This is a genomic window from Brevibacillus sp. YAE8 (assembly GCF_057543335.1).
Genome location: NZ_BAAIYG010000048.1, coordinates 1 through 15209, shown reverse-complemented (window position 1 = coordinate 15209; position 15209 = coordinate 1). Strand labels below are relative to the sequence as shown.

Annotated in this window: 16 protein-coding genes and 2 pseudogenes; 14 read left to right on the top strand and 4 right to left on the bottom strand. The window is 49.3% G+C overall.

Features of this window, described 5'->3' with window-relative positions:
* The 3 genes and pseudogenes from AC27IT_RS26815 to AC27IT_RS26805 form a co-directional block, all read left to right on the top strand.
* A partial coding sequence (locus tag AC27IT_RS26815) for an ISL3 family transposase (protein ID WP_487092218.1) occupies positions 1–1020 on the top strand: 1020 nt, incomplete at its 5' end.
* A gap of 176 nt (positions 1021–1196) precedes the next feature.
* Positions 1197–2096 carry a hypothetical protein gene (locus AC27IT_RS26810; RefSeq protein WP_487092217.1) on the top strand — a complete coding sequence of 300 codons (900 nt, stop codon included), beginning with the start codon at positions 1197–1199 and terminating at the stop codon, positions 2094–2096.
* 208 nt (positions 2097–2304) lie between these two features.
* Positions 2305–2502 (top strand): annotated as a pseudogene (locus AC27IT_RS26805) (HAD hydrolase-like protein); the annotation flags it as partial.
* Here the strand turns inward: AC27IT_RS26805 and AC27IT_RS26800 are convergent.
* Positions 2485–3006 (bottom strand): phosphatidylglycerophosphatase A family protein, encoded by a 522-nt coding sequence (locus tag AC27IT_RS26800; protein ID WP_025843829.1) that lies wholly within the window; start codon positions 3004–3006, stop codon positions 2485–2487. The pseudogene AC27IT_RS26805 and the gene AC27IT_RS26800 overlap by 18 nt on opposite strands.
* Before the next feature lie 123 nt (positions 3007–3129).
* Here AC27IT_RS26800 and AC27IT_RS26795 point away from each other — a divergent pair, with 123 nt between their 5' ends.
* Genes AC27IT_RS26795 through AC27IT_RS26785 form a run of 3 tightly spaced genes read left to right on the top strand, consistent with a single transcriptional unit; the run spans position 3130 to position 6078 of the window.
* Positions 3130–4215 carry a protein kinase family protein gene (locus AC27IT_RS26795; RefSeq protein WP_007777861.1) on the top strand — a complete coding sequence of 362 codons (1086 nt, stop codon included), beginning with the start codon at positions 3130–3132 and terminating at the stop codon, positions 4213–4215.
* Entirely contained in the window at positions 4172–5131 is a 960-nt protein-coding gene (locus tag AC27IT_RS26790; protein ID WP_487092216.1) for a 2-hydroxyacid dehydrogenase, read from the top strand. The genes AC27IT_RS26795 and AC27IT_RS26790 overlap by 44 nt, the downstream gene beginning before the upstream one ends.
* Positions 5128–6078, top strand: coding sequence for an alpha/beta hydrolase (locus AC27IT_RS26785; protein ID WP_483072857.1), 951 nt, complete (start codon positions 5128–5130; stop codon positions 6076–6078). Before AC27IT_RS26790 ends, AC27IT_RS26785 begins: the two co-directional genes overlap by 4 nt.
* 52 nt (positions 6079–6130) lie before the next feature.
* Here AC27IT_RS26785 and AC27IT_RS26780 read toward each other — a convergent pair whose 3' ends face one another.
* Complete coding sequence (locus AC27IT_RS26780; RefSeq protein ID WP_005836042.1) at positions 6131–6352, bottom strand: NifU family protein; 222 nt, start codon at positions 6350–6352, stop codon at positions 6131–6133.
* Between the two features lie 191 nt (positions 6353–6543).
* On the opposite strand from AC27IT_RS26780, the gene cysK reads away from it, so the two are divergent.
* From cysK to AC27IT_RS26740, 8 genes and pseudogenes are all read left to right on the top strand, one after another.
* Positions 6544–7467 carry a cysteine synthase A gene (gene cysK, locus AC27IT_RS26775; protein ID WP_487092215.1) on the top strand — a complete coding sequence of 308 codons (924 nt, stop codon included), beginning with the start codon at positions 6544–6546 and terminating at the stop codon, positions 7465–7467.
* 1 nt (position 7468) lies between these two features.
* Positions 7469–8602, top strand: a complete 1134-nt coding sequence (locus AC27IT_RS26770; RefSeq protein WP_005836046.1) for a bifunctional cystathionine gamma-lyase/homocysteine desulfhydrase — start codon at positions 7469–7471, stop codon at positions 8600–8602.
* 49 nt (positions 8603–8651) lie between these two features.
* The gene (locus AC27IT_RS26765; protein ID WP_005836047.1) at positions 8652–8987 is read left to right on the top strand and encodes a YuzD family protein; all 336 of its coding nucleotides are present in this window, start codon (positions 8652–8654) and stop codon (positions 8985–8987) included.
* 680 nt (positions 8988–9667) lie between these two features.
* Complete coding sequence (locus tag AC27IT_RS26760; protein WP_431809704.1) at positions 9668–9853, top strand: hypothetical protein; 186 nt, start codon at positions 9668–9670, stop codon at positions 9851–9853.
* A gap of 109 nt (positions 9854–9962) precedes the next feature.
* The gene (locus AC27IT_RS26755) at positions 9963–10856 is read left to right on the top strand and encodes a hypothetical protein (RefSeq protein WP_122952382.1); all 894 of its coding nucleotides are present in this window, start codon (positions 9963–9965) and stop codon (positions 10854–10856) included.
* Positions 10857–11000: 144 nt separating this feature from the next.
* Positions 11001–11342, top strand: coding sequence for a hypothetical protein (locus AC27IT_RS26750; RefSeq protein ID WP_005836051.1), 342 nt, complete (start codon positions 11001–11003; stop codon positions 11340–11342).
* Positions 11343–11672: 330 nt separating this feature from the next.
* Positions 11673–12059, top strand: a pseudogene (locus AC27IT_RS26745) (DUF4280 domain-containing protein); the annotation flags it as partial.
* A gap of 663 nt (positions 12060–12722) precedes the next feature.
* Entirely contained in the window at positions 12723–13325 is a 603-nt protein-coding gene (locus AC27IT_RS26740; protein ID WP_283858198.1) for a lysozyme, read from the top strand.
* 170 nt (positions 13326–13495) lie between these two features.
* On the opposite strand, the gene AC27IT_RS26735 is transcribed toward AC27IT_RS26740, so the two are convergent.
* Both AC27IT_RS26735 and AC27IT_RS26730 read right to left on the bottom strand, forming a co-directional pair.
* Positions 13496–14095: a hypothetical protein gene (locus tag AC27IT_RS26735; RefSeq protein ID WP_283858197.1), complete on the bottom strand. Its 600-nt coding sequence runs from the start codon at positions 14093–14095 to the stop codon at positions 13496–13498.
* A gap of 1000 nt (positions 14096–15095) precedes the next feature.
* On the bottom strand, positions 15096–15209 hold a 114-nt coding region (locus tag AC27IT_RS26730), incomplete at its 5' end, for an IS3 family transposase (protein ID WP_487092219.1).

The window sequence follows — 15209 nt, the reverse complement described above, 5'->3', positions numbered from 1 at the left end:
ATTCTTCGTCATCGTTTCGTTCCTGCTTGGGGGACCGTCTGGGTATCCGTTCCCGTGTATCGCCAGCGCTGTGCGAGTTGTGGGCTTACATGGACAGTGGAATGGAACGGTATCCCGCCTCGAGGATCCGTCACCTCTGCTTTTCAAGAGATGGCGGTGGATATGTGCCACAGTCGGGATTTGCTCTCGGTTGCCAAGCAATTGAGTGTGGCCTACTCGACACTTGAACGCTGGTACTACCAACTGGCCCCCCAACGCCTTGCTCAACCAAAAGAACATGAAGCTCCTGAAGTGGTCTGTCTGGATGAGTTTGCTCTGCAAAAAGGACATAAGTATGGCGTGAACCTCATGGATGCTCAAACCGGTCATATCTGGCAAGTCACAGAAGGACGTTCACGTGAACAAGTACGAAACGCGCTGCAGCAATGGCCTTTTCGTAAGGTTCCCCAGGTAGTTGTCACGGATTTGGCTCCAGGAATGGCTGAAACCGTACGCCAGGTCTGGAAGCATACCCTTGTGGTAGCAGATAAATTTCACGTGATCCAGCTTTTCTCTAAAGCGTTGGAAGCTACCCGAAAACGCACTCATGCTCGTGGAACACATCGTCGGGGCAGACATGAGCAACGCCTGCTCCATACGATTCCTGACAAGCTGAAGCCCGAAGAGCTTCAGGAACTGAAGATTTGGTTAGCAGAAGATCCACATCTGGAACGACTCTACTTTGCGCTTCAAGACATAAGAACCGTGTATGCCGTTGAAACCCAAGAGGCAGGGGAGGAAGCGCTTCAGAAATGGATTGTCGACCATCTCTATTCTCCGACTCCTGCGGTTCGTTCCATTGCCAAAACGATTGTCCAGTGGCAAGAGCCTATTCAGCATTATTTTTCCTTTCGGGTAACGAATGCCAAGATTGAAGGGACACACAACAAAGTGAAGGTAATCAAACGAAGAGCCTACGGCTACCGCAATCTAGAGAGATTCAAGATTCGCATTAGACTGGAGTGTAAACCGGCTACATAACTACGAAAAACTGCGATAGAGGGAGATCAAGCACGTTTTACGGTGAAGAGCTAAAATCCAGGGTATGAACATAAAAGTAGCACTTATAAAATACATAAAATGGTAAAAATGTAACTGTCAAAGGAGTGTTGTCTTTGATAAATTTTACTTAAGTATAACTTGTTGGAGGGATGAAGATGAAGAAAATCTCTGCGATCTTATTGGTTTCTATGCTTTTGATGGGGCAAGGAGGACTTGTGGAGGCAAATCAAGTGAGTACTTCGGTTGATGCCAAAGCTTCTTTATCAGATATCGACAGCATTGAAAAGGAAAAAGAAAAAATTTATGCGAAGCATTTAGAAAAATATAAGCTTGAATATGAAAAATTTAATAAGGAAAGTGGGAAAAATAATATTTCCCAATACTCCAGTTCGGAAAAGGTTAAGCTAAATGAGATGAAAAATAAGCATTTGGCTAATGCAAAGAGAGATATAGATAAATATATGGCATCCATTGGTTTTGAAAAGGTAAGTAATGAAACGGATATTACCATCCAATCGGACCCATCCGATTTAGCACTAAATGACTACTTGTATCACAATAGTTCAACAGGAGAATATAATTTTGATGGATATTGGGATTTCTCAACGTGGGACACTTTGGTTGATACTATTGATGTTGCAGCAGTTCGAATGAATAATGATTCATATCCCATCATTAAATCTTATGCATACAGTTATGACCAGGCAGGGAATCAAACTGGCTACGATAACAATGGGTCTCCAAGTTCTGGATCTAGAGTAACGAAGAAATTTGAAAATAAAAGTGGCGTTGTCTACAATGTACAAGATACGATACAAAGTACCAGTGGAGGACCTATTTACAAAACAGACCACGGAAGACTTTCCATCTTTTTTAAGAAGGGAAGTGGGTCAAACAAAATCTTTTTAGATTTTGAACATAATTTTGCTACTTATTCTTGGCAAGCAACAGCATCCATTAGCGGGGTCTCTTTAAATGGTTTAGGGCTTTCTGTAACCTATTCCAAAGTAAATAATCGTTACAATAGAACAAGTGCAGGAGAGACGGTAAATTGAGCCGAAAATTGACTTACTTGTTATCCCTCATTGTACTTTCCCTGATTGTATTTTTTGGTGTCAGCGGGATACTAAAGACTGATGAGCCTTACTTGAGCTTAATGGCAACGGTTATTGCGGTTCATTTAGTATTAGACAAGTTATTGAAGGAGTGACTATATTTTATTCTTGGTCATAAGCACGGGCATATTGCTCGTGCTTATTTGGTATCGGCACAGAGGCATCCGAGACGTTGATCGTCGGCGACAACCTGTTCACCGACATTGAAGCCGGGGCAAACAGCGGCCTGGACAGCCTGCTCGTCCTGACAGGCTATTCGACGCGGGAAGAAGCTGCCCGCCACGCGGTGCAGCCGACGCATATCGCCAACGATTTGCCGGAGTGGCAGCTACGCATCTCGCTCTAGGCACTCTTCCTGCTGCTTCTGGCGATGGGCAATCCGGCTGGAAGCAGCAGCGGCAATCGCTCCGACGAGGTCGTCCAAAAACGTGTGGACGCCGAAGCGTTTGTCGTTGAGCTGGGCCAGCTTGCCGTGTTTGAGCTTGTCGACGTAGCCGAAGTTGGTAAAGCCGATACTGCCGTACAGATTGACGATGGCAAGCGCCATTACCTCATCCACGCCGTAAAGCGGCTCGTCCGTTTCGATAATTTTTTGAAGCGGCGGCAGCAGTTGTTTTTGCTCCGCGAGCATGTCCAACTGGATGCCAGTCAGAAGCGCATTTTGCACCTCGCGCTTTTTCAGCACGGCCTTCACGCTGTCCAGGCACAGCTCCATCGTCAGGTCGGGGACGTATTTCGTTTGCAAGAAAAACACAATCTCGGCGATGTCATCGAGGGAAACGCCGCGTTTTCCCAAAAGCCCGATGACCACCTCCAGGCAGCTCTCGCTGTTGAGCGGATGCTCGATCATCTAGGTTTTCCTCCTTTTCCGGCGATCATGAGTTCTTCTAGTATCTGCATCCAGATAGGCACCTATCCCGGTTTTGCGACATACAATGCGCCAAGAGAAGGTGTGCAAGGAGGATGGACCCGTATGGAGGAAAAAGAGCTGCTGCAGGAGCGATATGGCTTCCAGTTGCAAAACTACCGCGTGACGGGCGCCAGCAAGGTGCTCGAAACCGACCAGGGCCTGTATTACATGTTCGAAGCGCCTGCCGGCTATCGGTACAAAAGCAAGTTCGTCGAGCGCGTGCGCAAGCATTTGAGCCAGCAGCAAGACATCCGCATGCTGAAGCTGGTCAAGACCACTGGCGGACAGTCCCATTTTGTCGAGGACGACCAGCTTTACTATTTGTATCGCGGAGTGCGCGAGGCCGTTCCGGAAAATGCGCCCTATGCAAGCGGCCAGTCGCTGGCGCAATTTCATCAGGCTACGAAAAATTTTTCCGGAGACAAACTGTTTATTCCGTACAGCTCGCTGGGGAACTGGCCGAGCACGTGGCGCAGAAAGCTACGGCATTACAACGAGTACCGGGATGAATTGGACGAATCGGACGTCGAGCTGACGCCGATGGATGAGCTGCTTTTGACTTGCTATACGTACGTGCATCAGCTCGGGGAAATCTCGGTCCAGTACTTGCAGGAAGCGGGCTACGACAAAGTCGTGAAGGAAACGGCCGGGCTTGGAAAAGTAGCCTACCAAAATTTTGACCAAGGGTATATGCTATGGAATGAGAAGGATGTACGCCTGATGGCGGGGGAATGGAACTGGGTTCTCGACATGCGGGCTCGCGATCTGGGGCAATGGCTGAAAGCCGAAACGAGACGCAACGGCTGGAATGACGAAGCCACGATCAACTTTTTCGAGGGCTACAACAGCGTTGCGCCGCTGCTTTCCGGGGAGTACGCCGTGATCTACGCGCTCATGCTCTATCCGGGCCGCTTTTTAAAGCTGGTGGAAGCCTACAAGGAGCTTCCGCTGGAGGAGAAGCAGGAAGTGAACGTGGAAGCGTGGCAATCCCAACTGGAAGACGAGCTGGCGAAAATGGAAGAAGGACTCCGGCACTATCCCCGTCTGGTCGAAGAGCATTACGGCGTGTCCATTCCACAAATTGATTGGCTGTGGAGGCAAAACAATGAGCAAGCCACAAGTATTCGTCACGAGGAAACTGACCAATGAAGTCATAGCCATGCTGGAGACAGTAGCCCATGTCAACGTGTGGGAGGGAGATACTCCAGTGCCGCGCGCGAAGCTTTTGGAAGAGATCGAGCAAGCGGACGCGGTGCTGACCATGCTGACAGAACGGGTGGATGAGGAGCTTTTGCGCCGTGCGAAGAAGCTGCGCATCGTTGCGAATATGGCTGTAGGTTATGACAATATCGACGTGGCCGCCTGCAAAAGACGAGGGGTCACGGTGACCAACACGCCTGACGTGTTGACAGAGGCGACGGCGGATTTGGCGTTTGCGCTGCTCTTGGCGACTGGCCGCAGATTGACGGAAGCGAACCGTTTTTTGCTCGCCGGAGAATGGACCTCGTGGAGCCCGTACCTGATGGCCGGGCAAAGCGTGTACGGAACGACCTTGGGCATTATCGGCATGGGACGGATCGGCGAGGCGGTTGCCCGGCGAGCAGCAGGCTTCAACATGCGCATTTTGTATCACAACCGCAATCGCAAGGAAGAGGCGGAGGCAGAAACGGGAGCGCGGCTGGCCGGGCTGGATGAGCTGCTCCAGGAGTCGGACTACGTCGTGCTGCTGACGCCGCTGACAGAAGAGACGCGGCATTTGATGGGGGGAAGAGAATTTGCCCTGATGAAAAAGTCGGCTGTCTTCGTGAATGTGTCCCGGGGCGGCACCGTCGACGAAGCCGCCTTGTACGAGGCTTTGGTTTCCGGACAAATATGGGCGGCGGGGCTGGACGTATTTAGACAGGAGCCGGTTCCGCTCGACCATCCGCTTTTGTCCCTGCCAAATGTAGTCGCACTCCCGCATATCGGCAGCGCCACGATCCAGACGCGAGATGAGATGGCACGGCTGGCGGCAGCCAACATCGTCGCTGTGCTGAGCGGGAAGGAGCCGTTGACCGCGCTATGAGCACTGTGTTGATCCTGGCGGCGGGGCTGTTGCTTTTGGCAGTCGTAGCGGCTTCCGCTATAGCCTTGCATGTCACCTGGCGTCTTACTCATCCCGTGCGCAAGCCGATCGACATGGACCCGCAAGACTTCGGGATCGAGGGAGCGGAGGCGGTGGTATTCCCGAGCAGAGAGGCAGGGATTTCACTGGCGGGCTGGTATCTGTCCGCTACCCAAAATGGGCGAACGCCAAATGGCCGGACAGTGATTTTTGCCCACGGCTACAGCCAGAACAGGCAGGAGCCGCATCTGCCCGCGCTGGCGCTCGCCGCAAAGCTGGTGCATGCCGGCTACGATGTGTTCATGTTCGACTTCCGCAACAGCGGCCAGTCCAGCCCATCGTTGACCACGATCGGGTTGCGCGAACAGCAGGATTTGCTCGGAGCCATAGATTTTGCCGAAGCGAAAAAGCCGGGACAGACGATCGGCCTCATCGGCTTTTCCATGGGGGCAGCGACGTCGCTTCTCGTCGGCGGGGCGGACCCAAGAATTGCGGCTGTTGTGGCAGACTCTCCGTTTTATTCGCTCAGGGAATATTTGGAGGAAAATTTGCCGCAATGGACGGGCCTGCCGCGCTTTCCTTTTAGCTGGCTGATTTTGACCTTGAGCCCGGTTTTGCTCCGCGCGAATCCGCGCCATGTCAAGCCGTATGAAATCGTAAGCCGCGCGAAAAAGCCGATCATGTTCATTCATGGGACCAAAGACTCGACTGTGCCCGCGGAAAACAGCAAGCGGCTGCACGCGTTGGCACAGGATGAGGACTCGCAAATTTGGCTCGTTCCGCACGCCGGGCACGTGCGCAGCTTCGCTTTGCTTCCGGATGAGTACGCGGAGCGGGTCATTGCCTTTTTGGAAAAAGGGATGAGAAAAGCAGGCAAGAGCGCGGGAGCATTCGCCCTGCGAAAATAAAAAAAGCAGCTACGCCGAAGACGGTAGCTGCTTTCATGGCTGTGCGCCTGGATTAAAATACTTGTTGCACTTCTTTGATGCCTGGGATTTCTTCCACCAGTGCGCGTTCGATCCCTGCTTTCAGGGTGATGGTGGAGGAAGGGCAACTGCCGCATGCACCCATCAGGCGCAGCTTCACGATGCCATCTTCTACGTCAACAAGTTGTACGTCACCGCCGTCACGTTGCAGGTAAGGGCGCAGTTTATCGAGAACTTCTTGTACTTGATCCATCATATCCATGTTACATTCACTCCTTTCCAACTCTCCTTTATTATAATCGTACGCTGGCGATAAATCCATGGCTTACATGCCCTGTTAGCACTTTCACGCCAGAAGTATAATCAATGTGAACCGCATGGACTTTTTGCAATAGCAGCATGTTATAATGAAAAAGCAAGTACTTCAACATAAGGAGTCAGATTTTCGTGAACGTATTTCGCAATGTGAAGGAACTGATTGGCAATACGCCAATCGTCGAAATTACACAGTTTGAGCTTCCCGAGGGAGTACGCTTGTTTGCCAAGCTGGAATATTTCAATCCGGGCGGCAGTGTGAAGGACAGACTGGGCATGGAATTGATCCGCGCCGCTGAAGAAAATGGCCAACTGAAGCCAGGGGGCACCATTATCGAACCGACAGCAGGGAATACAGGAATTGGTTTGGCACTTGCCGCTGTAGGAACCGGCTATAAAGTCATTTTTTGCGTCCCGGCCAAGTTTTCCGAGGAAAAGCAGGAGCTGATGCGCGCGCTTGGAGCCGAGGTTGTGAATACCCCGACCGAGCTGGGCATTAAAGGAGCAATCGCCAAGGCACAGGAGCTGGCCGCGTCGATTCCAGGCTCGTTCGTGCCGCAGCAATTCGCAAATCCGGCGAACCCTGACGCCCACTACAAGACGACAGGCCCGGAAATCTGGAGCCAAATGGACGGCCAAGTGGATGTGTTTGTCGCAGGTGCCGGGTCCGGCGGTACATTCATGGGCGTAGCCCGCTATTTGAAGGAGCAAAATCCGAACATTAAGACCGTGATTGTGGAGCCGGAGGGTTCGATCCTGAACGGGGGAGAGTCTGGTCCGCACAAAACGGAAGGCATCGGCATGGAGTTTTTGCCGCCGTTCATGGACACCAGCTACTTCAACGCGATTCACACCATTCTCGATGTGGAAGCATTCGATCTGGTCAAGCAGCTCGCCGCCAAAGAAGGCTTGCTCGTCGGCAGCTCTGCCGGAGCGGCGATGGCAGCAGCTCTGCGCGAAGCGAAGGAAGCAGCTCCGGGCACGAACATCGTCACCTTGTTCGCCGATGGCAGCGAACGCTATCTGAGCAAAAAAATTTACCAGGGAGGAATCTAAGATGCGCATCAAAACTCGGCTGATCCACGGCGGAATCGATGGAGATCCACATACAGGGGCGGTTTCCGTTCCGATTTACCAGGTGAGCACGTACAAGCAGGAAGCAATCGGCGTTCACAAAGGCTTTGAATATTCCCGTACCGGCAACCCGACGCGCCACGCGCTGGAGACGTACATTGCAGAAATCGAAGGCGGCGCCCGCGGCTTTGCTTTTGGCTCCGGCATGGCGGCATTGTCCACGATTCTTTCCCTGTTCAGCAAGGGCGATCATCTCGTAGTCGGCGACGATGTGTACGGCGGTACATATCGCGTAGTGACCCGCGTCTTTTCCCGCATGGGCCTGGAAGCAAGCTACGTCGACACCAGCAATCTGGAAGCGGTAGAGGCAGCCATTCGCCCGGAAACAAAAGCGATCATCATGGAGACGCCGACCAACCCGTTGCTGAAAGTAAGCGACATTCGCGCGCTGGCGGACATCGCCAAAGCAAAAGGCGTACTGCTCGTCGTCGACAACACGTTCATGACGCCATACTGGCAAAATCCGCTCGATCTGGGCGCAGACATCGTGTTCCACAGCGCAACGAAGTATTTGGGCGGCCACAGTGACGTCGTCGCAGGTCTGGTTGTCGCCAAAGATGCACAGATCGGAGAAGACCTGCATTTCGTGCAAAACGCGATCGGCGGCGTCCTCGGCCCGCAAGATTCCTGGCTGCTTCTGCGCGGCATGAAAACGCTTGGCATTCGCATGGAAGAGCACGAGCACAATGCGCGCACATTGGCAAAATGGCTGTCCGAGCGCAGCGACATCAAACGGGTCATCTATCCGGGCTTGTCCAGCCACTCCGGGCATGAGCTGATTCAAAAACAAGCGCGCGGCTTCGGCGGCATGATCTCGTTTGACGTCGGCAGCGCTGAACGCGCCGATGAAGTTTTGGCAAAAGTGAAGTATTACACGCTGGCTGAATCGCTGGGAGCTGTCGAAAGCCTCATCAGCGTGCCTGCCCGCATGACACACGCCTCCATCCCGGCAGAGCGCCGCGCCGAGTTGGGCATTACGGACGGCTTGGTGCGCATTTCTGTAGGGATCGAAGACGTGCAAGACTTGATCGAGGATCTCGACCAGGCGCTGTCTTAATCCCGCAACACATCTCGCACAGCGACGGACCCGAGAGGAGGCGGATGAGATGAGTGTGGAAATCAAGGTGTTTGGAACCGAACAGCTCTGCGCAAGCTGCGTCAATTTGCCATCGGCCAAAGAAACGGCAGAATGGCTGCAGGCTGCTCTGTCCCGCAAATACGGCAGCGGCAGCATCCGCATCGTGTACAGCGACTTTCAACACCCGCAGACAGACGATGACAAAAGCTGGGCGACACGCATCATTGAGGAAGATTTATGGTATCCGCTTGTCGTAATTTCCGGGGAAATTGTCGGCGAGGGAAATCCTAAGCTCAAAGACATTTACGAAAAGCTGGAAAGTATGGGCGTCACTCCGCTGGCTGCGCAGACTGAAAGCGAATAGGCCACCGCCCAAGGCTTGCTCCGATTAAGGAACCGATCAGATGGTGATATCTGGTCGGTTTTTTGCGTCGCTGATTAGTTGGGGGCTTTTCGACGGGTGGGGAAGGATGTTTTTTTGCTTGGCTGCCAGCCCTGAAAGCAACCGTCAACCGCTCAAGAACTGCTGGCGAGGAAAGAGGAAAAATCAGCGAAAGCTCTTTGGGATTGCTACCGAAGCTTTGAGGGAAAAGCGAAACGCGCGCTTTTAAGCGGGCATTTCTGAGCGGCTTGCTGAGTCGGTCACTATGGGCGCGGGTTCGCTTTTTCTCAGGGCTTTTCTCAGAGTTGGGCATAAAAACTGCTGCTCAGCAGGTATTCCAAGAAGCTGCAGCGATTTCTTCTCTTTTCCTCGGCTCTACCAGGGGAGCGGAAGAGCGGTTGAGAAGTTTTTCTTTTTGCTGGATGTTAAAATTCCTTAATTTTTTCTAATTCGATTGCGCAAGGGTGACATGAATCCACGGGTCTGGAATTGGTATTGGAATTGGAGCCGCGAATTGATCCACCATCCGCAATTCGCCAAGCAAGTAGCTGCCTATTGCAAAAACAGGAGCAGTCAAAACTTGAACGCCGTCTAGCAGGCTGCGCGCTCCGCTTACAACTTGAATGTTCGCCAGGTCGGCTGCTCGCTGGATGCCCGCCGGAATGCTCGTAGATGCCCGTCGGCTGCTCATAGATGCCTGTCGGCTGCTCATAGATGCCCGTCGGCTGCCCGCTGGACGCTCGCCGCCTGCCCACCGTCTGCCCGCCGTCTGCTCGCCGCCTGTCCGCTGTCTGTTCGCCGTCTGCCCACTCCATGCTCGCCGCCACTGGTTAGCCCGCCCGGAATAGAGAGTTTTTACCTCTTTGTATTTGATTCGTAAACCATTTGTAACGAAAAAAAAGCGGCTTCGTCCTATAGTTGTCTATGTAGTCAAGAACAACCAGGGAGGAAAAAACAATGAACAAAAAATGGATGAAACCAGCCGCCTTTCTCGTATTGGCAGGAGTGGTAGGCGTAGCAGGATTGAATCTGGCAGGTACGAAGGCAGCGCATGCCGCCTCTGAGAAAGGCAAGCTTTTCGCAGCAGCAGACGAATTGAAGCTCGACAAAAACACCTATGTCATCGACGTGAAGTCCGCTGATGTAAACGGCGATAAGGTAGAAGATACAGTCTTTCTGGTCGGACAAAAAGAGAAAGCCGACGACATTTACGCGTCCAACATGAACATCGTCGTGCAAGACGGCAAATCGAAGACATACAGCGCAACAGACATCAAGGAGCTGGGCGGCTACGAAGGCGAGCTGACGCTCGTAGACTTCACCGGAGATCACGTAGCCGATGCGTTCGTGAAAACAGCGACGGGCGGCAGCGGCGGCATCTACCATCACGTGATCGCAACGTTTGCAAACAACAAGCCAACCGTCATTTTTGGCGAAAAGGAAAACGAAGGCATCCGCTACGAAGGCAAGTTCGTGAATGGCTTCAAGGTGGAGGGCAAAGGCGCTCAGTTGGACAAGCCGTTGAGCATTGACGTAAGTGCCAACCAGGATGTTTACGTGGCGGCCAAGCTGTACGACAAAGCCGGAAAAGTGCAGGCAGACGGCGAAGACGTCACCGTATATTCGTATCCGTTTGGCTCGCTGACGCCAATCGACATGGACGGAAACGGAACCTATGAACTCGCAGGACAACAACGAATCGTGGGCATGAACAACACGGATACCGTTTCCCGCATCAACTCCGTCTGGGGCTACCAGGGCGCAGGCAAATGGAACCCGTGGGAAGTGGAATACTCCACCTTCCTGGTAAAACACCCAGGCGAAGCGATCAACACGACGATCGAGAAGTAAGCTTGTTTGTTTGCAGCAAGATCAAAGAAGCGTCCCCTTTTCCAGACGGAAGAGAGGATTTTTTTGTGCAGGCTGTCTTGTTCTACTGTCCGCTGCACGCTCATATCCTTCATTGGAACAGCCCAAACCAAGGAGGACGAGCAGATGGAACAGCTAATCGCCCGCTTTTACGAACTGAAAGAAATCCAAAAACAGGTAGAGGATGAACTTGGCGCGCTGCGAAGCAAGCTGATCGACACCTACGCAGAAGCCGGCAGCGCCGAGGAAGGCGACTTCAAGCTGTCGATCAGCTACCAGGAACGCCGGGAATACAGCGACGACCGCCTCTACAACTCCTTGCCCGACCCGACCCTCTGGCGCCTCATGTCCCGGGCCGACACCGGGAAAATCGCCAGCCTGCTCAAGCTGAACGTCATCCATGAGGGGATATTGGAGGGGACGTATGAGCAGAAGAAGGTGCCGGTTTTGCGGGTGCAGAAGAGGTGAGGAAGAAAAGTCAATTGAATACAGACAGGAGGACCGTCAGACAAAGTGCTGGCGGTCTGTTTTTTTGCTCGCATTGCATTTCGGGCTGTAGAAAGTTTTATAGTTCTAAAATCCTATAAATGTAATCGTTGTTCGTGACTTTTTGTCCATTGTTAAAGAATGGAAACAATCCGATATCTGTGGTGATGGGTTTTAATTCCTTTTTATATATACATTGGATGGTAGAACAGCAAAGCAACAAACGGAACAGCAAGAATCCTCCAATCTATATAGGACCGATTGCGGAGAGGAGGAAAATCATTGGCAAATATTGAAGACATTCAAGTACAGATGCCCAGCGGCGAAAAGAAAAGCTATGTTGTGGCAGGCGCGATTCTGTCTTGCAGCCAAGGAAGCCAGCTAAGCCGGATGAAAATGCCGGTCAGTCACGGTGTATTTGCCAAAGGCAAGCCGCAGATGAACGTGATGGACTTCAAGCCTTTGGACAACATCATGCCCTTCGGCAAATGCAGCAGCTTGAGTAATCCAGCGGTCGCGCAGGCGACTGCCGCCAATAACGGAGTGCTGACCCCGATGCCGTGCATGCCAGTGCTGACGATGCCCTGGCTGGATGGCAAAACGGACAAACTTGTGGACGGATTCCCGGCCCTCCTGAACAAATCGACCAATATGTGCCTGCACTGCGGGCAGATCAAGGTCGAGGACGACGGCCAAGATTTGGCGGGAGTCTCCATTTCAGATGGCTCGAATGCGTGCCCCGCCCCGGCAGCAAATGGCGGACAAGCGCCAGAAGGCCAAGAATTAGTACCCCTAACTTAGAAACAGGCATAGAAAGGCAGATATGGCGATCTGCGGATGTCATATAAAGAAAAGGGAGGGGTATTGTGGAAGTGAAAACGAAGGATCTTATCACTTGTTTGAGCTGCTTCCGGAACAGGCCAAGCAGTCGGCTTATGACTATCTACTTTTTTTATCCAATCGTTGTCAACCAACGGTTGCTGATATTACTCGAGCCATGCGGAGTGCGAAAGCGTCTCTTCAAGTTGAGGGGCTGGACGTATCGGACCAAGAAGTGGCACTTGTTCTGTCTCGTATTAGCTGAGGAATCCGATCTTGTATCGGATTCTTCTTTTTTGTTGTTCTTTGATCTCTAAAAATTATAGATTTTTATCTGTTAAAAATTCGTTCGTTTGAGTGCAAAGGCTTTCGAGTGATTGATTCACTTTTTAAACAATTTAAGCAAGTGTAAGGCTTTTTCCAAAAAGCAAAAAAATTTCTAAGAGGTGGTTGTATTTTACTTTGTTTTTTTACCTACAAGGGTGAAGGCGATGAGTTGAGCGCTCAAAATAGTCGCTACTAACAATACAAAGGAGTTTTATTATGTCCAATTTTTCTTTAGGCACAGATGGAGCAAACCTTATCAAAAAACATGAGGGATTTTCCTTGAAATTTTATGGAGATCCTAAAGGGTATCCAACAGTTGGATGGGGACATTTGATAACAGATACTAAAGTATACAAAAAAAATACAACAGGTAATCCAAATGATTCTCTTCTATCCCAAGCAGAAGCTGATGCTTTATCAAAGTCTTTAAATCTAGGTTATACTTCACCAATTTCTCAGTCTAAGGCAAATTCTTTTTTTGCTGATGATACTGCAAAGGCTGTAAAGGCAGTAAATGATTTAGAACTTCCTACAGGTTGTCAATTTACACAATCTCAGTTTGATGCACTTGTTTCGTTAACTTTTAATGCAGGTACTAAGGTGCTAACAACCCCAGATGTACAAGCTATGCTTGCCTATAGGTTTATATATCAGTTTTTTGCTGGCCCACTTACACCAGTTGAAAGTGATACTTGTTCAAAATTAGTCAGCAAAGCATTTTCATATGATAAAAATTTAAAAGCAAGAAGAAATGAAGAAGCAACTTTATTTTGTAAAGACGCGAAGTATACTCACAAATATCCAGTATATACACTATAGTTTAATCGTTTTACGACATAAACAAGAAAGGTCAGCCTAAAGGTTGACCTTTCTTGTTTAAAAAATTATATTCACAGGCATTTTCAGAATCGCTTATTAGGATATCCTTACCTTCCTGGATATTTTCTATTCTATTAGCACAGCTTATTACATAACCTTCATTCATTCATTTAATCAGTAATTTTTTTAAGCTCAAAAATAGTTGCCTCTGATATCAAGATAAGCCTATCGTTATTAACAGCAAAAAAACCTAAACCTACAGGTATGGTCATTTTTGTAGAAGGGTCACTTATATCTATTACTTTTACTACATCATTTTCATTTAAGTCTGGGATATCTATTTTATATAATCTATAAAAAGAGAGAGAGTTATAGCATGTCGCTGTAATCTCATATAATGGATTTTTTAGTTCATATTGATATTTCTTATAGTTTTTAAGTCCTTTTGATGAAAAAAAGTCTTTTTTGATTATAATTTCATCTCCAATAAATTTTTGCCCTGTTGGATATTCAGAAGCATCATTCCATGAATTTGCAAATCCTAAAAGCTTCTCAACTTTCCAGGTTCCATAGAAATATTTTTCAGTTTCACTATCCAAATTTATACGTTCTACAGTACAATATTCGGATGTGTTTTTTGGAATAATAGACTCATCCGTTTCAGGTTTAGGCTCACCAGAATTATTTGGATTTGATGTCATTTCAACATTTCCACAAGCCGATGCTAGCATCAACATTACCATGATACAAACCAATAATATTTTTTTCATATTTCACACTCCTGTTTATTTTTTGATTGTGTCACAATCTCTTCAGACATCATATGGCTCTTTACTGGTATCATTTTTTGCGGTGATAGCAGGATTCAATATGTCAAAACACTGCCGTACGCACTTCATTTGCGTATTTTGAAAAGCTTACCATTAAGCCATTATTGTTGGCTTTGCCCAAAAGCTCTCCATTGGAGCGTTATCCCAACAGTTCCCTTTCTGGCCCATGGAACACCGATAGCTAAACATCCTTTGATAATCGTTTGAGCACTATCGGCTCACGACGTTTATTATGTTCACCTGTTATGACGTTTTGGCATACAAAAAAGTTCTGGGGATTTTTTCCTGAATATTTTCGGGTTCTCAAGCTCCGTCTCTGCTATTCCTTCGCATTAATTCGCTTCTGCTTACGCAAGCATACAAAAAAGGCCCTCGCATTAGCGAAGGCTATGTGTTTCAACCAGATTTTTTAGCATTTTTAATATGTTTGCAGAGCAATTGCTGACTTCCGGCTATAAATGCCAATAGACTCCCCGACACAACGAGCAAAAGCAAAGCTACAACCATACCATTCCCTTCTTATCTTTTGATATACTGGGGGTGAGAGAGAAGCTAGCCCCTTCTCCTTCTCCATGTTTTTAGCTTTTTGGAGATGAGGAATCCGATCTTGTATTGGGTTCTTCTTCGTTATTGTTCCTATTCGCTTTTAGTGTGACATTTACAATGTCTCGAATATGCACCGTCAATTCAATGTGTTTGTAGACCACAAATACAACAAGCACAGAAATTAGAATTGCGACAATAGTGATGGTGTTTTCATTCATTCACTCCCCTCCTTTACGGTGTGCGAATGTGTTCAATGATGCCTAGATGAATCGATTGAATGCTCTCATCAAGAGGTTGTTTGATGTATCGCGCCATGCGGTTGATCTTCGGAGGAAGTAAGTGCAGTAAGCACTCCATTGCTTCATTGTCGGTGATATGGATTGTCAACACCAAACTAGACGGATTTCTTAAGTGCCTTCTGTTTGTAAACGAGTGGACTCAGATACCCCAATGTCGAGTGAATTCTTGTTTCGTTAAACCACTTGACGTATTTTTCTAATTCTAGCTT